This is a genomic window from Streptomyces regalis (assembly GCF_001509475.1).
In the GTDB taxonomy this organism is placed as follows: Bacteria; Actinomycetota; Actinomycetes; order Streptomycetales; family Streptomycetaceae; genus Streptomyces; species Streptomyces regalis.
Window position 1 is genome coordinate 1 of sequence record NZ_LLZG01000312.1, and the last position, 21493, is coordinate 21493.

Annotated in this window: 18 protein-coding genes and 1 pseudogene; 6 read left to right on the forward strand and 13 right to left on the reverse strand. The window is 70.7% G+C overall.

Annotation, left to right across the window (positions count from 1 at the left end):
* Nucleotides 1–224: 224 nt before the first annotated feature.
* The 4 genes from ADL12_RS27355 to ADL12_RS27370 all read right to left on the reverse strand — a co-directional run bounded on the left by ADL12_RS27355 (nt 225) and on the right by ADL12_RS27370 (nt 5974).
* Nucleotides 225–1886 carry a glycosyltransferase family 2 protein gene (locus ADL12_RS27355; RefSeq protein WP_062706366.1) on the reverse strand — a complete coding sequence of 554 codons (1662 nt, stop codon included), beginning with the start codon at nt 1884–1886 and terminating at the stop codon, nt 225–227.
* Nucleotides 1883–4102: a CDP-glycerol glycerophosphotransferase family protein gene (locus ADL12_RS27360; protein ID WP_062706370.1), complete on the reverse strand. Its 2220-nt coding sequence runs from the start codon at nt 4100–4102 to the stop codon at nt 1883–1885. The genes ADL12_RS27355 and ADL12_RS27360 overlap by 4 nt, the downstream gene beginning before the upstream one ends.
* A gap of 107 nt (nt 4103–4209) precedes the next feature.
* Nucleotides 4210–5061 (reverse strand): ABC transporter ATP-binding protein, encoded by an 852-nt coding sequence (locus ADL12_RS27365; protein WP_244188071.1) that lies wholly within the window; start codon nt 5059–5061, stop codon nt 4210–4212.
* Nucleotides 5054–5974, reverse strand: coding sequence for an ABC transporter permease (locus ADL12_RS27370; RefSeq protein WP_062706373.1), 921 nt, complete (start codon nt 5972–5974; stop codon nt 5054–5056). Before ADL12_RS27370 ends, ADL12_RS27365 begins: the two co-directional genes overlap by 8 nt.
* A 229-nt stretch (nt 5975–6203) precedes the next feature.
* Between ADL12_RS27370 and ADL12_RS27375 the strand changes: the two genes are divergently transcribed.
* From ADL12_RS27375 to ADL12_RS54280, 3 genes are all read left to right on the forward strand, one after another.
* Nucleotides 6204–6842 carry a TetR/AcrR family transcriptional regulator gene (locus ADL12_RS27375; protein ID WP_063806741.1) on the forward strand — a complete coding sequence of 213 codons (639 nt, stop codon included), beginning with the start codon at nt 6204–6206 and terminating at the stop codon, nt 6840–6842.
* Between the two features lie 82 nt (nt 6843–6924).
* Complete coding sequence (locus tag ADL12_RS27380; RefSeq protein WP_062706376.1) at nt 6925–7569, forward strand: response regulator; 645 nt, start codon at nt 6925–6927, stop codon at nt 7567–7569.
* Nucleotides 7570–7719: 150 nt separating this feature from the next.
* Complete coding sequence (locus tag ADL12_RS54280; RefSeq protein ID WP_159053314.1) at nt 7720–8004, forward strand: hypothetical protein; 285 nt, start codon at nt 7720–7722, stop codon at nt 8002–8004.
* A 342-nt stretch (nt 8005–8346) separates the two neighbouring features.
* Here ADL12_RS54280 and ADL12_RS51070 read toward each other — a convergent pair.
* The 3 genes and pseudogenes from ADL12_RS51070 to ADL12_RS27390 form a co-directional block, all read right to left on the reverse strand.
* Nucleotides 8347–8779, reverse strand: a pseudogene (locus ADL12_RS51070) (ADP-ribosylglycohydrolase family protein); the annotation flags it as partial.
* A complete protein-coding gene (locus ADL12_RS27385) occupies nt 8776–8982 on the reverse strand; it encodes a DUF397 domain-containing protein (protein ID WP_062706379.1) in 207 nt (68 codons plus the stop codon). The pseudogene ADL12_RS51070 and the gene ADL12_RS27385, both read right to left, overlap by 4 nt.
* A gap of 12 nt (nt 8983–8994) precedes the next feature.
* On the reverse strand, nt 8995–9846 hold the full coding sequence (locus ADL12_RS27390) for a DUF5753 domain-containing protein (RefSeq protein ID WP_062706382.1): 852 nt from the start codon (nt 9844–9846) through the stop codon (nt 8995–8997).
* A 206-nt stretch (nt 9847–10052) separates the two neighbouring features.
* On the opposite strand from ADL12_RS27390, the gene ADL12_RS27395 reads away from it, so the two are divergent.
* On the forward strand, nt 10053–10481 hold the full coding sequence (locus ADL12_RS27395) for an ATP-binding protein (RefSeq protein ID WP_062706452.1): 429 nt from the start codon (nt 10053–10055) through the stop codon (nt 10479–10481).
* A gap of 86 nt (nt 10482–10567) precedes the next feature.
* Nucleotides 10568–11020: a GNAT family N-acetyltransferase gene (locus ADL12_RS27400; protein WP_062706454.1), complete on the forward strand. Its 453-nt coding sequence runs from the start codon at nt 10568–10570 to the stop codon at nt 11018–11020.
* A 34-nt stretch (nt 11021–11054) separates the two neighbouring features.
* Here ADL12_RS27400 and galE read toward each other — a convergent pair whose 3' ends face one another.
* The 3 genes from galE to ADL12_RS27415 all read right to left on the reverse strand — a co-directional run bounded on the left by galE (nt 11055) and on the right by ADL12_RS27415 (nt 14678).
* Nucleotides 11055–12035, reverse strand: a complete 981-nt coding sequence (galE, locus tag ADL12_RS27405) for a UDP-glucose 4-epimerase GalE (RefSeq protein ID WP_062706385.1) — start codon at nt 12033–12035, stop codon at nt 11055–11057.
* Nucleotides 12036–12060: 25 nt separating this feature from the next.
* A complete protein-coding gene (locus tag ADL12_RS27410) occupies nt 12061–13680 on the reverse strand; it encodes a glycosyltransferase family 2 protein (protein WP_425265156.1) in 1620 nt (539 codons plus the stop codon).
* Between the two features lie 497 nt (nt 13681–14177).
* Nucleotides 14178–14678, reverse strand: coding sequence for a MarR family winged helix-turn-helix transcriptional regulator (locus ADL12_RS27415; RefSeq protein ID WP_062706390.1), 501 nt, complete (start codon nt 14676–14678; stop codon nt 14178–14180).
* 121 nt (nt 14679–14799) lie between these two features.
* Here ADL12_RS27415 and ADL12_RS27420 point away from each other — a divergent pair, with 121 nt between their 5' ends.
* Entirely contained in the window at nt 14800–15213 is a 414-nt protein-coding gene (locus ADL12_RS27420) for an organic hydroperoxide resistance protein (protein WP_062706392.1), read from the forward strand.
* Between the two features lie 10 nt (nt 15214–15223).
* Here ADL12_RS27420 and ADL12_RS27425 read toward each other — a convergent pair whose 3' ends face one another.
* From ADL12_RS27425 to ADL12_RS27435, 3 genes are read right to left on the reverse strand one after another with little or no spacing between them, the layout of a single operon-like run.
* Nucleotides 15224–16819: a hypothetical protein gene (locus ADL12_RS27425; protein WP_062706394.1), complete on the reverse strand. Its 1596-nt coding sequence runs from the start codon at nt 16817–16819 to the stop codon at nt 15224–15226.
* 50 nt (nt 16820–16869) lie between these two features.
* Nucleotides 16870–19101: a bifunctional glycosyltransferase/CDP-glycerol:glycerophosphate glycerophosphotransferase gene (locus ADL12_RS27430; RefSeq protein ID WP_062706396.1), complete on the reverse strand. Its 2232-nt coding sequence runs from the start codon at nt 19099–19101 to the stop codon at nt 16870–16872.
* Between the two features lies 1 nt (nt 19102).
* Nucleotides 19103–21304: a CDP-glycerol glycerophosphotransferase family protein gene (locus ADL12_RS27435; protein ID WP_062706397.1), complete on the reverse strand. Its 2202-nt coding sequence runs from the start codon at nt 21302–21304 to the stop codon at nt 19103–19105.
* Nucleotides 21305–21493: the final 189 nt, after the last annotated feature.

Here is a 21493-nt window from a genome sequence, read left to right on the forward strand (position 1 = left end):
GGGCACGCCGGGGGGCGTGCGCCGGGGGATCGTGGAGGCGTATCGGGTGCGGTGTGTGGTGGATCGGGCCGTGGCAGTGGGCGGCGGGGCGGGGGAGTCGGGGTTGCGGGTGGTGGCTCGGGGGCCGGGTGGGCAGGTGCTGTACGAGGTGGTGCGGTGAGGATTCCTCAGCCCCCGCTCGGCATGCCGCCAGGCTCTTGCTAGAAGTGACCGTCGGCGCGCGCCTACCGCATCGCGCTCCTCAGCAGCCGGGCCGCTCTTCTCACCCTCCGGCCCGCCACGCGCCGTACCACCGGCCGTACCAACCTCGCCGTCACGCCCACCGGCTCCCACCGCACCTGCAGGCGGCCCGGGCCGCGGCCCTCCGGTTCGATCGTGACCCGGTGCGGCGCCGTGCCGGTGTGGTAGTCGATGCGGGCCGTCAGGGGCGGGAAGGACAGGGGCGCCAGGAGTACGGCCGTATGGGACAGGCCCTGGTGCTCGATGCGCAGGAGCGGGTGGCGGACGCCGGCGAAACCGTGGTGGGGGACGGGGGCCGACGACAGGTCCAGGTGGACGTGGCCTTCGAAGATGCCGGGGCGGACGGGGGAGAGACGGAAGGCGGTCGTGAGGCGGTGTCGGCCCGGGCGGATGAGGAGGCTCGCGCGGTGGGGACCCACCGGGAGGCGCAGGCCGGGGTCGTAGGTCCGGATGGTGAGGTCGACCGAGGCGCCCGGGCCGCGCGTGAGCTCCGTGATCTCGTGCCGGAACTGGGCGCTGCGGAACGGCCGGGTGTCCAGCTCCAGGTCGGCGACGTCCAGTTCGCTGCGGGCCCAGTCCGTGGTGGGGAGGCTGTCGCCCCAGTACGTGTGGCCGTCGGCGTCCGGTGTCACCTGCCTCGGCGCCACCCCGTGGCCCAGCCCCCGCGCCGCCAGCCGGGCCTCGGCGAAACGGCGTTCGCGGATCAGCTGCAGGACCACTCGTTCCGGGCGGGGCAGGCGGGCGTAGGCCGTGGGGGACAGGGTTTCCAGATAGGGGGTCATGATGTCCGCGAAGCCGGTCAGCCACTCCTCTTCGCGGTACGGCAGGTCCCCGGCGTACATCCGGAAGTCGTGCTTGAGGAACTTGTAGTCCTTGTCCTCGCGCAGCACCCCGTGCCCGCTCTCGGCGAGGAAGCCGTCGATGAGGCGCTGGACCTCGACGCGGTCGCGGACGTTGTCGAGCCGGTGGCGCTGGTTGGAGATCGATGCGGCGTCCGTGGCCGCGTACGGCGCGATGTACCAGCGGTACACCGGCTCGGGGATGATCGTGAACTCCTTGGCCAGACAGTACGCCTGCGTCGTGAACAGCTGGTCCTCGTAGTGGATGCCCTCCGGGAACCGCAGGTCGTGCCGGTCCAGGAACGCGCGGGCGTACATCTTGCTCGTCGACAGGTGCTCGAAGAGCAGCCGGGGTTCGGACTCGATGCCGACCACGGTGCGGCGCTCGGCGACCAGGTGCGGCATCCACTTCGTACGGCGTCCGCTGTCCTCCCGGATCCGCACCACCGCGCCCATCGCGAAGTCGATCTCCCGCTCACGGTGGGCGGCGAGCAGCAACTCCACGGCGTCGTCGGGAAGCTCGTCGTCGCTGTCCAGGAACATCACGTACGGCGCCCGGGCGATCTCCAGGGCACGGTTGCGCGGGGCGCTGCAGCCGCCGCTGTTCTCCGGCAGTCGGAGGTGGCGGATGCGGGGATCCTGGGCCGCCAACTCCCTTGCCACGTCCGGTGTTTCGTCCGTCGAGTGGTCGTCGCTGATGATGATCTCGATGTTGGCGTGGGTCTGCCGGCGTACCGATTCCACGGCACGGGGGAGGCGTGCCGGGTCGTTGTAGACGATCACAGTGACCGTGACGTCCGGTTTCATACCGCCTCCCGGGGGCTCGGCGCCGGCGTGCGTTCCTCCAGCGGGATCACCGGCGGCAGGGCGTCTTCGCTCTCGCCCAGGAACACGCGGCGTACGACCCGTTCGGCGGCACGTCCGTCGTCGTACTCGCAGAAGCGGCGCCGAAAGGCCGCCCGGGCCTTCGTTGCGCCCTCGTCCTGCCATGCCTCGGTGGTGAGGATGTCCGCCAGTTCCCGCTGGGTGCGGGCCACCTGGCCGGGTGGCTCGGCCGGCAGGTCGAAGTAGACGCCGCGGGTGGAGCGGTAGGTCTCCCAGTCGTCGGCGTAGACGACGATCGGACGGTCGAGGTTGGCGTAGTCGAACATGATGGACGAGTAGTCCGTGACCAGCGCGTCGGCGGCCAGGCACAGGTCCTCGACCGGGTCGTAGGCGGAGACGTCGATGATCCGGCCCGTGCGGCGCAGGGCGGTCAGCGGGGACGGCCTGCCGTCGTAGAAGTAGTGGCCGCGGATCAGCAGGACCGTGTCCTCGCCGAGCTGGTCGGCGAGGGTGGCGAGGTCGAGGCGGGGGGTCCAGCCGGCCTCGTAGTCGCGGTGGGTGGGGGCGTAGAGGATCGCGCGGTGGGCCGGGGGGATGCCCAGGCGGTCGCGTACGGCGCGGATGTCGGCGGCGGTGGCCGTGTAGTAGACGTCGTTGCGCGGATAGCCGTAGTCGAGGGAGACGAAGCGGGAGGGATACGCCCGCTCCCACATCCGGGTGGAGTGGCTGTTCGCCGAGACGCTGTAGTCCCACTTGTCGATACGGGCGAGCAGCGCCTGGAAGTCGAGGCCCTTGGCGGCGGCCGGGAACTCCAGCTGGTCCACGCCCATGCGCTTGAGCGGGGTGCCGTGATGGGTCTGGAGATGGACCGCGTCCGGGCGTTTCACCACCGCGTTGGGGAAGTTGACGTTGTTGACCAGGTACTTCGCCGTGGCCAGCACCTCGCGGCAGCGGCGGGTGCCGGGGAGTACATGGTCGGTGTGGGGTGGGAGGAGAGGGGCGTTCTCCGGCGTCACCACCCACACCGGGTGGATCTGCGGGGCGAGTTCGGTGAGCTTGGCGGCGATCGCCGCCGGGTTGCAGGCCACTCCGCGGTTCCAGTACGCCGCGAAGACGGCCAGGTTGGGGTTGACCGGGCGGGACAGGGACGTGCGGTAGTGGTGGTCTCCGAGGGCGGCGGCGACCTGGCGTCCACGGCTTCGTACGGCCGCCTTCGCGGCGCGGCGGGCGCGGTTGGCGGCCTGGAAGGCGCGGTACCTGGTGTACGCGTCCTCTTCGAGGAGGGCGCGGCGGATGGCCTCGGGGCCGGAGGGGGGACGGTGCCCGGGCGGGCGGTGCCGGACGGCCGCTTCGCCGGCTCGGCGGAAGAACTCCCTGGCCACCGCGTCCGGCATAGCGGTGCGGGCGAAGGTGCGCAGGCAGTCCTGGACCATGACGTCGTACAGGACGGCGTCGGGGGCGGGGCCGGCGGTGGGGCGGGCGGCGGGGCGGTTCCGGGCGAGGACGAGGAGCGTTTCGTAGCGGTCGATCAGGGCGTAGCGCTCCTCCGGGGTGACCGGGGGGAGGCTCTCGGGGCGCAGCTCGCGGTGCTCGTACGCCACTTGGTTCAGGGCGGCGATGTGGTCGGCGAGGAGGAGGGACGCGTAGGCGGCGTACGGCTCGTCGGGGGTGGTGAGTTGGTGTTCGTGCGCCTGCCAGAAGGGGGTGCGCAGCGCGCGGTTGCCGAGCAGCGGGGTGATGCGGAGGGCGGTGCGGGCGATGCCGTCGAGGGGGTGGGCGGCGCGGCCCGCGCGGGCCAGGCGGGGGCCATCCTCGGAGGGGAGGCCGGAGGCCTCCCAGGTGGAGCGGACATGGTCGAAGAGGAGGACGTCGACCTCATCCGGCAGATCCGCGACACGCTCGGCGACCGTGCGCGGGGCCCCGGCGGGCAGGCCGTCCTTGGCGTGCACGAAGTGCAGCCAGCGGCCACAGGCCCGGGACGCCCCCGCCGAACGGGCCGCGGCGTCCGCCGTCCCGTCCGGCAGGGGCAACACCAGCATCTCGGAGGCGTACGCCCCAGCCGCCTCCTGCGCCCAGGCGCCGACCGCGGCCACGATCACCTCGACCTCGGGGTGGGGGTGCGCGGCCAGGGAGGCGAGGAGTCCGGTCAGGCGGTCCTGGGTGTTGGGCCCGTGGACGATGACGCTGAGCTCGGGCATCGCGGGGGCTCCTTCACCTTCGTCATCACTCCGGGGACCCTGTGTCCGTCATAGTGGCACCAATAGGATGAAAGGGGCGCCCGGAGTTGCGCCTGACGGGGGAGACCTCAGGCGGGAGCAGGAGCCTTCGGCTTCGGCTTGGCCGGCTTGTCACCCGTGAAGGCCTCGTACTCCTTCAGCACCTCGTCCGTCGGCCCGTCCATGCGCAGCTCGCCGCGCTCCAGCCACAGGACGCGGTCACATGTGTCGCGGATCGACTTGTTGTTGTGGCTGACCAGGAACACCGTGCCCGCATGCTTGCGCAGCTCGCGGATCCGGGCCTCGGAACGCTTCTGGAAGGAACGGTCGCCGGTCGCGAGGGCCTCGTCGATGAGCAGGACGTCGTGGTCCTTGGCGGCGGCGATGGAGAACCGCAGGCGGGCCGCCATGCCGGAGGAGTACGTGCGCATGGGGAGGGTGATGAAGTCGCCCTTCTCGTTGATGCCGGAGAAGTCGACGATCTCCTGGTAGCGCTCCTTGACCTGCTCGCGGGACATGCCCATCGCGAGGCCGCCGAGGTGGACGTTGCGCTCGCCGGTGAGGTCGTTCATCAGGGCCGCGTTCACGCCGAGGAGGGAGGGCTGGCCGTCGGTGTGGATACGGCCGTTCTCGACCGGGAGCAGGCCCGCGACCGCCTTGAGCAGGGTCGACTTGCCGGAGCCGTTGGTGCCGATGAGGCCGATGGCCTCGCCGCGGTAGGCGACGAAGGAGACGTTCTTCACGGCGTGCACCTTGCGCACGCCCGCCGCCTTCTCGGACTGCTTGCGGCGCAGGATGCGGTTGAGGGCGGCGGTGGCGGAGCCGCGGCCGCCGCCCGTGCCGTTGACGCGGTAGACGATGTCGACGCCGTCGGCGACGACGGTGGGGATGCGGTCGTTGTGGTTGTTGCGGTCGTCTGTGATCTTCGCGTTGTCATCCACGGCCGTACGTCTCCTCAGCCTTCCAGAAGTAGATGAAGCCGCCGACGCCGGCGAGCAGCGCCCAGCCCGTCGCGATCGCCCACACGTGCGGCGGGAGCTGTTTCGCGTGGAAGCTGTCGATGAGTGCGAAGCGCATCAGGTCGATGTAGACGGCGGCGGGGTTGACCTGGAGGGCCGAGGTCACCCAGGACGGCGTGTGCGTGTGCTTGCTCATCATGTGGGCGATGCTGAACATCACGCCCGACGCGTACATCCAGGTGCGCAGCACGAACGGCATCAGCTGGGCGATGTCCGGCGTCTTCGCACCCATCCGGGCCACGATCATCGCGACGCCGGCGTTGAAGATGGACTGCAGTACCAGTGCCGGGACCGCCAGCACCCAGGAGGCGGCCACCGGGATGCCGAAGCAGAGCAGGATCACGACCAGGGCCGCCATTGAGAACAGGAGTTGCTGGAGCTGTTGCAGCGCGAAGGAGATCGGCAGCGCGGCCCGCGGGAAGTGCAGGGCCCGGACCAGGCCGAGGTTGCCGGAGATCGCGCGGGTGCCCGCCATGATCGAGCTCTGTGTGAACGTCCAGACGAACACCCCGGTCACCAGGAACGGGACGAAGTCCGGCACGCCGCGGCTGGTGCCCATCAGCTTGCCGAAGATGAAGTAGTACACCGCCGCGTTCAGCAACGGCGTCAGCACCTGCCAGACCTGGCCGAGCTTCGCCTGGCTGTACTGGGCGGTGAGCTTGGCGGTGGAGAACGCGGCGATGAAGTGCCGGCGCGCCCACAGCCGGCGGATGTACTCGGGCAGGGAGGGGCGGGCGCCGCTGACCGAGAGTCCGTGCCGGGCGGCGAGGGCCGCGAGGTCGACCGGGGCCGGGGCGGGTGTCGTCGGGGGCGGTGTGTCGAGGACCTGGCTCACATCCGCTGCTTTCGTTCGTGGGGGATGGGGCGCACGACGTTTTCTTACGTGGCTCTTCACGTCTTCTTACGTCGGGACGGGGCCGTATCGTCGCAACGTGAGCGTAGGTCGAATGGACGTCGGAACGCAACCGTTTCGTCGTGACGTGATGCGTGGGGAATACGTGGGGACGAGACCGTTTCGTCGTGACGGAATGCGTGGGGACGGGACCGTATCGTCGCTACGCCCTATGCTGGTCCGTATGACGACCAACGCCGACCAGCCCCAGACGCGTCCGCGCCGTCGGAGCCCTGCTGGGGCGGCTGTACTCCGGGAGGACGTGACGGAAGCCATCCGGGCAGCCGTCTTCGAAGAGCTCGCGGCCGTCGGCTATGCACGGATGTCGATAGAGGGCATCGCGCGCCGCGCGGGCGTCGGCAAGACCGCGGTGTACCGGCGCTGGCGTTCCAAGCTGCACTTGGTGCTCGACGTGGTGTCCGCGGTCGCGGTGATGGGTCTGCCCGCGCCGGACACGGGCTCTCTGGAGGGCGACCTGCGCTTGCTTTACGAGGTCACCTCCCGCGCCCTGCGCCACCCCGTGGCCTCGCAGATCCTCCCGGACCTCCAGGCCGAGGCGGCCCGCAACCCCGAGATCGCCGAGGCGCTGCAGAAGGCGCTGGAGCAGGGGCAGGAGGGAGTCGCCAGCGGGATCGTGAAGGCTGCGGAGCAGCGCGGCGAGCTGCGCGCAGGCGTCGACGACGAGCTGGCCCTCGACATCATCTCTGGCCCTCTGTACTGGCGCTCGGTGGTGGTCCGCAGCCCGAAGCTACCCAAGGGCTACCTGGACTCCCTGGCGCGGGCCACCGCCGAGGCCCTGAAGGCGCTGTGAGTAGGCTGCGCGCAGCGACCGCCGGTTGAGCGAGGCGGCGTCACCGCGCGCGTGCGGTGACCGGAGTAGAGGCGGAACTGCCGTGAGAGTCGTGATCGCCGAGGACAACGCCCTGCTGCGCGAGGGCCTGGTCCTCCTGCTGACGTCGGCCGGACACGACGTCGTGGCCGTCGCCACCACCGGCCCCGAGATCCTGCCCGCGCTGCTGGAGCACCGCCCCGACGCCGCCGTGCTCGACGTACGGATGCCGCCCGACTTCCGCGATGAGGGCCTGCGCGCCGCACTCGCCGCGCGCAAGGAGATGCCCGGGCTGCCGGTGCTGGTGCTCTCCCAGTACGTCGAGGAGTCGTACGCCGCCGAACTCCTCGCCGGCGGCGCGAGCGGCCTCGGCTACCTGCTGAAGGACCGGGTCGGCCGGGTCGACGAGTTCCTCGACGCGCTGGAACGGATCGCGGCCGGCGGCACGGCGCTGGACCCCGAGGTCGTCACCGAGCTGCTGACCCGCCGCCGCGACTCCCCGCTCGACTCGCTCACCCCGCGCGAGCGCGAGGTCCTGGCGCTGATGGCCGAGGGCCACGACAACGCGACCATCGCCAAGACGCTCGTCGTGACGGAACGCGCCGTCCACAAGCACATCGGCAACGTCTTCCTCAAGCTGGGGCTGCCGCAGAGTGACAGTGGGCATCGGAGGGTGCTGGCTGTGCTGACGTACTTGAACAACGCGTAGCCGGCGCTCAGCGGGTGTTCTGGCGAGCGCTGGCCGGCGCCGGATGGGTGGAGGGGTGAGAAGGTGAGAGTTCGCTATTTGGGTTCTCCGGATTCACCGCCCAATCCCGTCGACGGCAGGTACCACCTCACCCCCGGCCGGGAGTACGTCGTGCTCGAACTGCATGTGAGTAGCGACGGTTCTTCCTCGCTGCGAATTGAGGACTCGCCGGGTGAACTCGCTGGCCTGTACAGTGGGAAGTGCTTTGATCAAGTGTCGGACGTCATCCCTTCCCAGTGGAGTGTGGAGATCAACCGCCGAGGTGGTTTGATCCTCGGGCCGAGGGAATGGATTGCAGGCGACTTCTGGGAACGCATGATGGAACGTGACCCAGAAGCGGAGTCCAGTTTCGAAGTAATTCGAGACGCGATTCTGGCAGAGGATCCCGGCACGTAATCGCTGCCCTCATAACTCCTGTCACAGTCGGCCACCACCCAGACTGAACACCCCCGACACGGGATTCTCGGAGGACATTCTTGGCAACAAGTTCTCCCGGCCCGGCGGCACCGCCATCATGAGCGACGGCCGGTTCTTCTGGCGGCTCGACGCGGCTGACTACGTAGAGCACTACGGGATTGAACTGCCAGCCGAGTTCATTGCTCGCGGAAATTTTCGGCAGTGGATTTCCCTGGTCCTTTCCCGGGAAGATGTGGCAGCCGTTGACCATCACGAAGATGTGGCAGCCGTTGACCATCACCTCGGCCACCTGAGGAAGACCGGGGCCCTCTGAGGCCTCCCTTTGTGGCCGTGGCGGGCGAAGTGGACGGCCGACGTGGCTGCGCGCATCAATGCGCCGTTCCCCGCTGCCCGTTGGCTGATCCGCGGCCGTGTCCCAGGAGTCGCCGCTGGCTAGTACGGCTTCCGTCTGCAGGCCGATGTCCTTCGGGTCGGCCGCTGCCCAGCGCTGGAAGCGCCGGAAGACGTCCGGGAGTTCGAGCCCGCCGCACTCCAGCAGCGACTCGCCGACGAGTACGGCCATCTGCGTGTCGTCGGTCGCCTCGCCGGGGTCCCAGCCGCCGCCCCCGCACATCTCGCCGCCGTGGCCGGGTTTGGGGAAGCGGGCGGAGAAGGCGCCTTCGGGCCCGAACTCGAAGGGAGCGCCCAGGGCGTCGCCGACAGCAGAACCGATGACGGTGCCGAGGACGCGGTTCGTTCGGGAGGGGGTGCTCATCCGGGCAGGTCGTTGCCGTTCTTGAGTGTGGCCAGGAGGGCGTGCAGGGCGGTGGGGGTGGTGGTGAGGACGGTGGCGGGGGTGTCGCCTTCGCGGAGGTGTATGGAGGTGGGGGATGTGGTGCGGGCGGCGAGTTCGACGCAGCTGTCGCCTGTGCCGCCGCCTGAGAAGGACGACTTCTGCCAAGTGAGGGGTGTGATCACGGAGGGTGCCTTTCAAAGTTCCTGGAGCATATGGACGATGAAGTCCCGGGATTCGACCGGGTTCAGGGCTGAGCCTGCCACCCTGTCGTACCGCTTGCGGTATTGCTTGAGTAGCGGCTCGGCATCGAAGAAGACGCTGCTGTGACCGGTCTCGGTCAGCGCGGTGTCCAGTTGGGGAGCGGGGCCGTGCAGATAGTCCATCGAGTGCCCGGCGCCGGCGAAGTCCTCGGCGGCGAACGGCAGGACGCGTAGGGTCACATGGTCCAGCTCCGAGCGCTCAAGGATGCGCTCCAACTGTGCGTGGGCTGTTTTGCGGCCGCCGACGAGGATGCGCAGGGCAGCCTCGTGGATGATGGCTTCATACGGCGTCGCCGGTGACTCCGTGATGACGTGCTGGCGGCGGAGGCGGAACGCCACATACGCTTCCAGGTCCTGAGGCGTCAGCTCCGGCGATGCGTACCGGAACGCGGCTCGCATGTGATCCTCGGTCTGCAACAGGCCTGGAATGTGCGGCATTTGAAATGTCTGGATGCGCACAGCGCGGTGCTCCAGCTCCGCCAGGTCGAGCCCGACAGGGACGACAATGCCGCGGTACTCCTCCCACCAACCCTTGCCCCGCTCCAGAGCCATGCCCACCAGTGCGTCGACGTACGCGGAGTCGTCACAGGCACAGTGCCTGGCCAGGCGTCGGATGCGGTCCTCGCTGATGCCGCTGCGGCCGTTCTCGATGTGGCTTTGGCGCATGGGACTTGAACTGAGCAGCGCGGCGGCGGCTCGGGCGGTGATGCCCGCACGTTCGCGCATCTTGCGCAGCTCGACCCCCAACCGCTGCTGGCGATAAGTGGGGTTGCTCCTGAGCGGCATCTCTGACGTCCCTCTGGTCTTCCAGCGTGCAAGTGTGCCGAGCAAGCATGGCACGGGTCACACGGAGGGCTGGCATGTTCCGTGTATAGGTTGCCCCGGCTATAGCTTGCCCCCTACCTTCAGTGATGCAGGCGGCACCCTCCGTTGTGCACGGCCTCCCGCCTGCTCAACTCACCTCTGCCTACGGCGACTTGGAGCTGACCCCCATGCCCGAATACAGCCTCCGCATCCCCTCCCACGTCACCTCCCCCCACATCGCCCGCGACTTCGTCACCTCCGTCCTGCAAGCGCAGCGACTCGGCGGCATCGTGGACGACGCGGCGCTCTGCGTCTCGGAGCTGGTCACCAACTCCTGCGTCCACGCAGCCGGAACCGGAACCGGCGCCGGGCTCCTCCTCGTCACCAACCCGGCCGGCATGCGCGCGACGGTCTTCGACACGGACGTAACCCTGCCCGTCATGAAGGAGGGGTACGACGCCGAGAGTGGGCGTGGGCTGTGGATCCTCGACTCGCTCACCGAGGGGCGATGGGGAGCCGAGCGGGGTGGGTGGCGGACGGGGCAAAGGGGCGGTGAGGGCGGGAAAGGGGTCTGGTTCGAACTTGGAGCGCCGGACCCGTCCCGGCCTGGACGATGACCGCTTGGCTGCGCTCCCGCACTTCTCGACATCGCCCTCGGGAAAAGAACTTGGCCCAGGCTGGGGCGCCTTGAAGAATGACGGCCATGCGGATTCGACAGGCGCGGCCTGATGACGCATCAGCCGTCGCTGGTGTCCATGTGTGCTCCTGGCAGGCGGCCTTCGCCGGTCTTGTTCCGCAGCCCTACCTCGACGCCATGGATCCAGTCCGTGTACTGGTGGCCGAGACCGAGGTGGGAATCGTCGGATTCACCAGTTTCGGCCCGTCACAGGAGAGCCCCGGCATCGCCGAGATCGGCACTCTCTATGCGGTGCCGGAGGTCTGGAGCACTGGGGTCGGCAAGCAGTTGATGTCGGCCACGTGGGCGGCTCTGAGGCAGGCCGACTACGCGCTCGCCACCTTGTGGGTGCTGGAGGACAATGAACGCGCCAGGCGCTTCTACGAGGCCCACGGCTGGCGCGCAGACGGTACTGCCGTGGAAGACACCACCGGCGGGGCCTCGCTCAACAAGTTGCGTTACCGCCGTTCTCTTGGCTGACCCGCTGACCCGCTGACCCACTGACGGCGGAGGCTCAACTCCGCGCCGCCCCCGGATGCATCCGCACCCACCCCTCCCAAGCCGAAGCGATCATGTCCCGCACATCGTGCTTGGCCTTCCAGCCCAGTTCGGCGGTGATGCGGTCGGCGGAGGCGACGACTCGGGCCGGGTCGCCGGGGCGGCGGGGGGTGGTGGTCGGGGGGCGGTCGTAGCCGGTGATGGTGTTGATGAGGTCGATCATCTCGCGGACCGATACGCCCTCGCCGCGGCCGATGTTGAGGGTGAGGTCGCGGCCGGGGGAGGACCGCAGGGCGCGGGCGGCGGCCACGTGGGCCTCGGCCAGGTCCACGACGTGGATGTAGTCGCGCACGCACGTCCCGTCCGGCGTCGGGTAGTCGTCGCCGAAGATGCGCGGGGGCGCGTCCTCCGTCAGCTTCTCGAAGACCATGGGGACGAGGTTGAAAACGCCGACGTCGGCGAGCTCCGGGGCTGCCGCGCCGGCCACGTTGAAGTAGCGCAGCGATGCCGTGGACAGGCCCGTGGCGCGGCCCGTCGCGCGGACCAGCCACTCGCCCGCCAGCTTGGTCTCGCCGTACGGCGACATCGGCACGCACGGCGTCTCCTCCGTCACCAGGTCCACGTCCGGCATGCCGTACACCGCGGCCGAGGAGGAGAAGACGAAGGACGGAACGTCCGCCGCCGTCACGGCTTCCAGGAGGACGCGCAGGCCCTCGACGTTCTCCCGGTAGTAGTGCAGGGGGAGGTCGACCGACTCGCCGACCTGTTTCTTCGCCGCGAGATGGACGACACCGGTGATCCGGTGGGCCGCGATGGCGAGGGCGACGCGATCGCGGTCCAGCGTCGAGCCGACGACCAGCGGGACGTTGTCCGGCACGCGGTCGGGGATCCCGGTGGACAGGTCGTCGTACACCACCGCGTGCTCGCCCGCCTCGGTCATCGCCCGTACGACGTGCGCTCCGATGTAACCGGCGCCGCCGGTGATCAGCCAGGTCATGTGCGGCCGTCCCCTCGTCAGTGTGTCAGTGACAGTGAAGCAGGCGGCGGAGTCTGCCGTGGACCACTGACATGGCCGCGCGTAAGCCGGGGGCTACGCGTAGTGCCAGCGCTCCGGAGTGGGTGGCGTACGGGTGTGCGAGTACGACGACGTGGCGGGCGCTGACCACGGCGCGACGGCTACGGCGCAGCAGCCCGGCGCTCGTGAGGGCGTGCGCCGTGACCTCGCGGTACGCGCCGCCCTGGAAGCGCACGCGCAGCCGCAGATCCCACGTGCCCGCCCCCCGACTGCCCGGGTTCCCGAACGCCGCCCAGTGGATCACCGTCTCGGCCGACCAGACGCCGTCGCCCGAGGGCGTCAGCGTCACCGTCGTACGCGTCCCCGCCGCACGCCCCGTCTCCCGGCACCGCCACTCCACCTCCAGCGCTTCCGGCCCGGCCTGTGCCACCCGGCCGTACAGCTCGTGCAGGCGCAGCCGGAGGAGGGCGGTACGCGCGCGTGGGCGCAGTTCCGCGTCGACGGCGAGGGGGAGGAGGCGGACGGGGCGGGTCAGTAGCGGCTCCAGGGTGACCTCGGGCAGGTCGGCCGACCAGACGGGGGTGCCGTCGGGGGAGTGGGCGTACGGAGGGAGAAGGCGGGCCGGGCGGGAGGCCAGGTCCCTCAGACGGGGCAGGTCGCGGGGGTCGGGGGAGGCCAGGACGACGCGGCCGATCAGGCGGCCGGGCGCGGTGGGGTTGTGGGCCCAGTCGGACGCGTCGTACTCCGCGAGGTACGCGCGCGTGTGCGTCCACCACGCACGCTGGTAGTGCGCGTCGTGCAACCCCAACTCGCGTCCGTATATCCGCAGCTCGTGGTCGAGGAACTTGGCGCGCGCCGCCCGCGCGAGCTCCTTCTGCCCGGCGCCCAGCAGGATCTCGTACGCCAGCCGGCTCGCCTCCGTGCGCGCCCGCCAGTTGGCGATGTCGGCTCGGTCCAGGGAGATCGACAGCCGGTCGGCCGAGCGGCGTACGTGCCAGACGTACACCCGGTCGGGGACGAGGGCGATGCGCGGCCGGGCGGCGAGCACGCGCGCGGTGAAGACGAAGTCCTCGTAGGGGAAGCGTCCTTCGGGGAAGCGGATGCCGTGGTCGCGCAGGAAGTCCGTGCGGTAGAGCTTGTTCACGCAGAGCGTGTCGTGGACCAGGCGCGGGCGCTGAGCGGGGCGCTCGAACACGGCGTGTGTGGAGTAGAGAGGCGCCTGCCACGGCACCTCGCGCCGTCCCGGCAGCTCCCGCCGCACACACAGACCGCCCGCCACCTCCGCGCCCGCCCCCGTCGCCGCCGCGAGCAGCGCGTCCACCGCACCCGGCGGCAGTACGTCGTCGCTGTCCAGGAACATCACATAGGGCGAGGTCACCCGGTCGAGTCCGGTGTTGCGCGGACTGCCGCAGCCGCCGCTGTTCACTCGGCGCCGCACCACCTTCAGGCGCGGTTCGGTCGCGGCGAGGCGGGCCAGCAGATCCGCACTGTCGTCCGTCGAGTAGTCGTCGACGGCGACGACCTCACGGACGGCGGGGCCCTGCGCCAGCGCCGAGCGGACCGCGGTCGTCACGTGGGCGGCGTCGTTGTAGCCGATGACGATGACGCCGACCTGTGGGCAGCGCATGGTGTGGGGAGCGTGAGGGGGCATGGGGGGGCCACGATCCGGAATCGCAGGAATGAGGGGTAATCACTCGTGAAGCGGGACTTGGGCCCGTTCCGCAAGACGGCCGGAGCATGAGACCGGTTCACTCACGGGCAGCGGCATTTCAGGGGGTGCACGGGCCGATCGTATGCCGGGTGAATGCCGTATTAGCGGTGATACGCCGTCAATAACCAGTAAGTATCTGTTAATAGCACAAACTCGGCCCTGTGCTGAACGGGGAACGGGAGCCGAGGAGCTGCGGCGCAGGCTCGACTCGGTCGACCGGCTCCGGGTCGTCGCCGAACCGTAGGCGCTGAACTCGCCCTGGTATCCGCGCAGCCCCACCGAGCGCGCCAAGCTCGATATCGTGGGCGAGGAATTCCAGCCCCATCCCGCCCGGCAGCCCCAGGGCCCGCTACGGCTGTACGTCCGCCGCCCGCCTGTCCGGCAACCCCACCCGCCTGTGCGCCCCGCCCCGCCTAAGCACCCCGCCCCGGCGACTCCGCCGCCGCGTTCACCGCCGCCTCCTCCACCGCCGCCGCGTCCAGCGCCTCGGTGAGCTGATCCAGCCGGGCCCGCAGCGCGCGGATCTCGTCCACGTCGAAGCCCGTCGCCGTGGCGATCCGGCGCGGCACCTGCAGGGCCCGTTCGCGCATCGCGGCGCCCTCCTCCGTCAGCCGCACCTCCACCGAGCGCTCGTCGCGCGCGCTGCGCTCCCGGCGTACCAGACCGGCCGCCTCCAGCCGCTTGAGCAGCGGCGACAGCGTGCCGGAGTCGAGGCGCAGGTGTTCGCCGAGCTTCTTCACGGGCAGGTCGCCGTGCTCCCACAGCACCAGCATCACCAGGTACTGCGGATACGTGAGCCCCAGGTCCTTCAGCACCACGCGGTACACGCCGCCGAAGGCGCGCGACGCGGCGTTCAGGGAGAAGCAGATCTGCTGGTCGAGGCGGAGCCAGTCGGCCGTGGGCGTGGTCGTCATGCCTCCAGGGTAACTCGTGCCCGTCATTTAGTTGTAGGCAATTGAATTGTGTGCTCTACTTGTGGTCGTGCGGCGGCCGCCATCAGAGCCGCCGGAACATGACTTGAGAGGGATGGTTCCCATGGACGCGCTCTACACCGCTGTCGCCACCGCCACCCACGGCCGCGAGGGCCGCACCGTCAGCAACGACGGCAAGATCGACCTCGAGCTGGCCATGCCGGTGGAGCTCGGCGGCAACGGCCAGGGCACGAACCCGGAGCAGCTGTTCGCCGCCGGCTACGCCGCCTGCTTCGGCAGCGCCCTCGGCCTCGTCGGCCGCCAGGCGAAGGTCGACGTCAGCGAGGCCGCCGTCACCGCCGAGGTCGGCATAGGCAAGCAGGGCGAGGGCTTCGCTCTGAAGGTGACGCTGCGCGTGGAGCTCCCCGACACCCTGGACGATGCGACCGGCCGCAAGCTCGTCGAGCAGGCCCACCAGGTCTGCCCCTACTCCAACGCCACCCGCGGCAACATCGACGTCGACCTCGTCGTCGAGTAACCGGCACAGGTCACCCGATCCGCGCCAGCACCTCCCCCGTCCGTCGGCTCCACGCCACCACCACCGCCTCCTCCGGCACCTTCTTCCACCGCGTCAGCAGCAGCCAGCGCGCGTGGTACCGCCGGGCGACGGCCGTGCGTTCGGCGCGGGCCGACCTGTCGGAGAGATAGGCGCGGACATCGGCGAGCCGGCGCTCCCGCTCCCGCTCGTCCAGGGCGGGGTCGGGCCAGATCGGCGCGGCGAGGTTCGGCCCGTACCCGGGGATCGAGCGGGGTGCGAAGTGCCCGTCGGAGATCACCACCTCGCCCTTCCCGACGTGCCGTGCCGCCCAGACGTACGACGGCCAGCGCGATGGCTGCTCGAGGCCGATCGGATCCAGTGCGCGCGGCACCACCGCCCCGCCCTGCACGGTGAGGAACCCGACGCAGGCCCCGACGGCCGCCGCCCCGCCCAGCACCTGCCGCGCCCTGCGCCACGGCCGGGGCGCCGCCAGCTCCACCGCGAGCGCGAACTGCAGCGGGACCAGGGTGAGCCCGAGGATCCTGCCGTAGGTGTAGCGGCCGCTGACCCAGCCGTACGCCACGAACAGGCAGTCGAGGGCGAACAGCAGCACCAGCGGATCCCGCCAGGAACCCCGCCGCCACCGCAGCCACAGCGCCGGCAGCCCCAGCAGCGCCAGCCAGAACTGGCCGCCGAGATGCTCGTACAGCCGCCGGTGCATCCAGTCCACGCTCTCGTCCCCGGCCAGCGCGAACACGTCGAAGAACGGCCACCACCCGGCGACCAGCCCCGCCCCCCCCGCCGTCACCCCCCACCGCACGACCACGGCGGCCCTCCACCCCCGCTGCCACCCGGCGACGAACGCCACCGCCCCCAGCACCGCCGCCGCCGCGCTGATCGGATGGATCAGCAGGATCAGCCCGTACAGCGCGCCGAGCCCCGCATGCCCGGCGAACCCCGGCAGCCCGCTCGGCCCGACGTACCGGACGAGCCCCTCCCCGCGCGCCCGCGCCCCCGTGAGCGCCCACGCCCAGAACGTGAGCCCGATGGCGAAGGCCGACGGATAGCCGAGGTTCCCCGTCATCGACATCAGGCTCAGGTATCCGCTCCACCAGGCCCGCTCGGTCCCCCACAGCAGGGTCATCGCCCCCAGCGCGAGCACCGGCGCCCACGGCCTCGGCGTCAGCACTCGCACGAAGCGGCCGAGGCCGGTCAGCAGCACCAGCAGGTTCAGCGGCCCGGCCAGCCGCACCACCTCCCAGCCGCCCAGCCCGGTCAGCCGGGCGAACGCGCCCTGCGCGACCGCGTACGGCGAGTAGTACGGGCTGCCCGCGCCCGGCAGGTCCGCCATCGGATGACGGGGGTGGAGCAGGTTCGCCTTGAGGCGTTCTACGACCGCCGCATGCTGGCCCGCGTCGCAGCACAGCGGCACGGCCCAGTACGCCAGCAGCATCACCAGGAAAAACAGAAAGCCGAAGACCTGATACGGCGTCGGACGCCAACTGCGGCCGCCGCGCAGGGCACTCGCGCCGCGCACGGTCCTCCGGACGAGGACACCTACAGCGCCGGCAGTGCTGGTCGTTGAGGTTGTGTGGGTTTGAGGCATTTGCCGTATGTTCCCGATCGAGCCGGTCGGGTAATCGGCTTTACCTCACGTCACCTCATCGAGTGAGCCCTCGGGTCCGCCGGAGCCGGCACCCTCACCCCGCTCGCACGCTCCGGCATCGACTCACCCAGCAGCAACGTCCGTACGACCCGTTCCGCGGCCAACCCGTCGTCGAACTCGCAGAACCGCTCCCGGAACCCGGCCCGCAACCGCGCCGACTCCTCGTCCTGCCACGTCCCGGACGCGAACAGCCACGCCAACTCCCGGTAGGAACGGGACACATGACCCGGCGCGTCGGCCGTGATGTCGAAGTAGGTGCCCCGGCTCGCCGCGTACGCCCCCCAGTCGTCGGCGTGGATCACGATCGGCCGGTCCAGGTTGGTGTAGTCGAACATCAGGGCCGAGTAGTCGGTGACCAGCACATCGGCGGCGAGCAGCACATCCTCGACGTGCGGCTCGTCCGTCGCGTCGATCAGCACGCCCCGCCGGTGCAGATCGGCCAGGCCCATCCCGCGTGCCGTGCCCTGCGCCAGCGACGGATGCAGGCGTACGACGAGCGTGTGGCCCGCGCCGAGATCCTCGGCGAACCGGGCGAGATCGATCCGGTCGACATGGCCGCCCCGGCGGTACTCGCGGCGGGTCGGCGCGTACAGCACGACGGTGTCACCGGCGGGCACGCCGAGCCGCGCACGGGCGGCCGCACCGGCCTCCGGCCCCGCGTTGACCAGCACGTCATTGCGCGGACTCCCCGTCCGCAGCGAAGTGAAGTGACACGGATACGCCCGCTCCCACGCCAGCTCCGAGTGCCGGTTGGCCACCAGGCTGTAGTCCCAGCGGTCGGCCCGCCACAGCATCTTCGGCACGTCGACGCCGTGCCGCGCGCCGGGCTTGGTCAGCAGGTCGGCCGCCATGTACTTGAGCGGGGTGCCCTGGTGGGTCTGCACGTGCACGCTGCCGGGGCGCTTGGCCAGGGTGCCGGGCCAGTTGACGTTGTTCACCCAGAACGTGGCCCGCGCCATGACCTCGTGATAGCGCCGCGAGCCCGGCGTCACGAAGTCGGTGCCGGGCGGCAGCGCGTCCACCGCGTCCTCCTGCACCACCCACACGCCCCTGATGTGCGGGGCGATCTCGCGGGCCTTGGCGTGGATCGCCGCCGGATCACCCAGCACCCCGCGATGCGAGAACGCCGAGTAGACGGCCAGGTGCGGATCGAGCGGGAGCTTCGACTGGGCCGCGTACCAGACCCGTTGGGCCCGCTGCGACGCCGCCTGCGCCACCCGCCGCTTGCCGTTCCCCGCCCCCCTGCGCAGGTCACGCAGGCCGCGTGCCACGGCATACGACGCATACGGCGCCGTCGCCAGCAGCCGCATCTCCTTGCCGCGCCAGCCGTCGGGCGGGGTGAAGCCCTCCGGGACGTGGCGGGCGTGGAAGGAGCGGATCCGGCGGTAGAAGTCCGGGCGGTCCTTCGGCATCACCCGGTCCTCCCGGGCGAGCACGAACAGCATGTGATCCAGAGCCCGTTCGAACAGCAGCGGGCGCGCCCACGCCAGGTCCGGGCGCGATTCGAGGAACGCGAACAGGCCCTCGTACTGCGGGAAGATGTCGAAGTGCCGCCGCCCCGGCGTCTTGGTGATCGCGCCCTGCCTGCGCTGCCGGTACTCGACCCCGATCCGCTCCAGGCAGGCGATGCGGTCGGCCAGCACCATCGAGCGGTAGGTGACGGGCGCGTCCTCGTACAGGCCCGGCGCGTAGCGCAGCTCGTGCTTGAGGAAGAAGTCACGCCGGTAGGCCTTGTTCCAGGCGACCAGGAACAGGTGCAGGTACTCCGGGCTCTCACGGACGCTGAACGTGTCCGTGCCGGCCGCGGCCAGCAGGTCCGCCGCCGTGCTCCGGCCGCCGCGTCCCCACCAGTGGGTGCGCACGTGGTCGAAGACCAGGATGTCCGGCTCCTCGGCCTCCTCCAGACGTGCGGCGACGGCGGCCAGCAGGCCGGGCGTGTAGTGGTCGTCGCTGTCGAGGAAGAGGACGTAGTCGCCGCTCGCCTGCTCCAGACCGGCGTTGCGGGCCCGGCCGAGGCCCACGTTCTCCGGCAGGTGCAGCACACGCACGCGTGCGTCGCGTTCGGCGTAGGCGTCCAGGATGGCGGGGCAGCCGTCGGGGGAGCGGTCGTCGACGGCGATCACCTCGAAGTCGGTGTACGACTGCCCGAGCACCGAGTCCAGGCACTCCCGCAGAAAGCCCTGCACCTTGAAGACGGGGACGATGATGCTGAAGCGGGGCACGTCAGTTCCTCACGAGGGTCGTCGCGGCGGGGGCGGGGATGCGCTCGGCGAGGGGGATCACCGGTTCGATCGCCTCGGGCGGCTCACCCAGCAGCACCCGGCGTACGACACGCTCGGCGGCGCGCCCGTCGTCGAACTGGCAGAACCGCTCCCGGAACGCGGCGCGCAGGGCCCTGGCCTCCTCGTCCGCCCACGAGCCGTCACGGAAGACGGCCGCCAGCTCCCCCGGCGTGCGGGCCACCCGGCCCGGCGGAGCTGCCATCAGGTCGAAGTAGACACCCCTCAGCTCCCGGTAGACGTCCCAGTCGTCCGCGTACACGACGATCGGCCGGTCCAGGTTGGCGTAGTCGAACATGATCGAGGAGTAGTCGGTGATCAGCGCGTCGGCGGCCAGGCACACGTCCTCCGACGAGCGGTGCCCGGTGACGTCGATGATCCGGCCGGTGCCGCGCGCGGCGCCCTGGTCGTAGAAGTAGTGGGCGCGCAGCAGCACCACGTACTCGTCGCCGATCTCCTCGCACAGCGCCCGAAGGTCGAGCCCCGGCTCGAAGCCGGTGGCGTGGTCGCGGTGCGTGGGCGCGTAGAGCAGGGCCTTCTTGCCCTCGGGTACGCCGAGTTCGCGGCGGACGCGGGCGACGTCGGCGGCGGTCGACGTGTAGTAGGCGTCGTTGCGCGGATAGCCGTACTCGACGGTCTCGTGCGCGGCGGGGAAGGCGCTCTCCCACATCTGAGTGGAGTGCCGGTTGGAGGTGAGGTTGTAGTCCCAGCGGTCCACGCGGGCCAGCAGCTTGGCGAAGCTGCCGGTCGCGGCTGCCACCACGGGGTACGTCGCCTGGTCGGCGCCCATCTTCTTCAGCGGGGTGCCGTGCTGGGTCGACAGATGCACGCTGCCCCTGCGCTTGACGACGGCGTCCGCGAAGTTGGCGTTGTTGACCAGGTACTTGGCGCGGGCCAGCACGTCCCAGTACTTACGGCTGCCGATGACGGCGTACTCCACGTCCTTCGGCACGGTGTGCGCCTGGTCCGCCTCGACCACGAACACCGAGCGGATGTGCGGGGCGAGCTCGCGGGCCTTGGCGTGGATCGCGGCCGGATTGCAGACATAGCCGCGCCCCCAGTACGCGCAGTACACGGCGAGGTTCCGATCCAGCGGGCGCCGCAGCTGAAGCCGGTACCGCAGCCGCGTGCGCAGCCCGCGCGGACGCGGCACACCCGAAGCCGCCCTCGCCGCCGCCTGGTTGGCCCGGCGCAGCGCCCGGAACGCCGCATACGCCCCGCTCGCCAGCAGCCGGTGCTGCACCCCGAGACTGCCGCCCGGCGTCCGGAACCCGGCGGGGCGGTAGCGCCGGTAGAGCCGGCCGGCCCGCCGGAAGAAGGCCCGGCGCCCGCGCGGCAGCCGACGCGGATGAGCGGCCGTCTTCAGTACGGCGGCGAAGAGCTGCTCGAACAGCGCCGCACGCCGCTCCTCGGACAGCCCCTGCTCGGCCGCCAGCGTCAGCACCAGCTCGGCCTGGTCCAGCAGCTCGAAGTGATGCTCCCCCGGCAGGCCCAGCCGGCTGCCCTGCCGCCGCAGCAGATGCCGTACGACGACCTGGCGCAGCACCGCCATGCGCTCGGCGCCCAGCACGACCAGACCGCCGAAGCCGACATCGGTGAAGTGGCCGTCGGGAAAGGCGAGGTGGCGCTCGGCGAGGAAGGTCCGCCGGTAGGCCGCACTCCACGCCGGGAACTGGACCCCCGTCAGCTCGACAGCCTCCCCGGGCGAGAAGACCCCGCCCGGTGTCCGTGCCAGCAGCAGCGCGGCCGGGTTGGTCGGCTCACCCACCCACCACGGGGTCCGCTCGTGCTCGAAGTGCAGGACATCCACGTCACCGGTCTCGCCCAGCCGGGCGTCCAGCGCCGCCAGCGCGCCCGGCACCAGCACGTCGTCGCCGTCCAGGAACAGCACCCAGTCACCGATCGCCGCCCGCAGCCCGGCATTGCGCGCCCCGGCCAGCCCGGCCGTCGGCGGCGAGCTCACGGGCGCCACCCGGCAGTCCCGCTCGGCGTACCCGGCGACGACGTGCGCCGCCGGGGAGTCGGGGGCGTCGCAGACCGGGATCAGCTCGAAGTCGCCGAACGGCTGGGCGAGGACCGAGTCCAGCGCCTGGGACAGCCGGCCGGCGACCCCATGGGACGGAACGATGATGCTGAAGCGGGGCATACTGCTCTTTCTGTCGATGGGCTGGCGGCCGGGTTCTTCAGGGGGCCGGAGTCGGCCTCACTCGGTGCGACGGCGGCCGGGCCGCCCGGCCGGACGCCAGGTGTGCGGCCGGCTCGGCGTGGGCCGCGACGGGCTGGAGGGCATGCGACTCCTTTTCTGGCTCCTCTTCCGTTTCCGTGAGAACGGCGT

Bases quoted from the DNA above. Each gene is read 5' to 3' on its own strand.
- ADL12_RS27425 (WP_062706394.1), bottom strand. From the start codon at position 16,819: ATGCCTCAAACCCACACAACCTCAACGACCAGCACTGCCGGCGCTGTA.
- ADL12_RS27355 (WP_062706366.1), bottom strand. From the start codon at position 1,886: ATGAAACCGGACGTCACGGTCACTGTGATCGTCTACAACGACCCGGCA.
- ADL12_RS27395 (WP_062706452.1), top strand. From the start codon at position 10,053: ATGCCCGAATACAGCCTCCGCATCCCCTCCCACGTCACCTCCCCCCAC.
- ADL12_RS27390 (WP_062706382.1), bottom strand. From the start codon at position 9,846: ATGCCGCTCAGGAGCAACCCCACTTATCGCCAGCAGCGGTTGGGGGTC.
- ADL12_RS27420 (WP_062706392.1), top strand. From the start codon at position 14,800: ATGGACGCGCTCTACACCGCTGTCGCCACCGCCACCCACGGCCGCGAG.
- ADL12_RS27410 (WP_425265156.1), bottom strand. From the start codon at position 13,680: ATGCGCTGCCCACAGGTCGGCGTCATCGTCATCGGCTACAACGACGCC.
- ADL12_RS27360 (WP_062706370.1), bottom strand. From the start codon at position 4,102: ATGCCCGAGCTCAGCGTCATCGTCCACGGGCCCAACACCCAGGACCGC.
- galE (WP_062706385.1), bottom strand. From the start codon at position 12,035: ATGACCTGGCTGATCACCGGCGGCGCCGGTTACATCGGAGCGCACGTC.
- ADL12_RS27375 (WP_063806741.1), top strand. From the start codon at position 6,204: ATGCTGGTCCGTATGACGACCAACGCCGACCAGCCCCAGACGCGTCCG.
- ADL12_RS27415 (WP_062706390.1), bottom strand. From the start codon at position 14,678: ATGACGACCACGCCCACGGCCGACTGGCTCCGCCTCGACCAGCAGATC.
- ADL12_RS27400 (WP_062706454.1), top strand. From the start codon at position 10,568: ATGCGGATTCGACAGGCGCGGCCTGATGACGCATCAGCCGTCGCTGGT.
- ADL12_RS27435 (WP_062706397.1), bottom strand. From the start codon at position 21,304: ATGCCCCGCTTCAGCATCATCGTTCCGTCCCATGGGGTCGCCGGCCGG.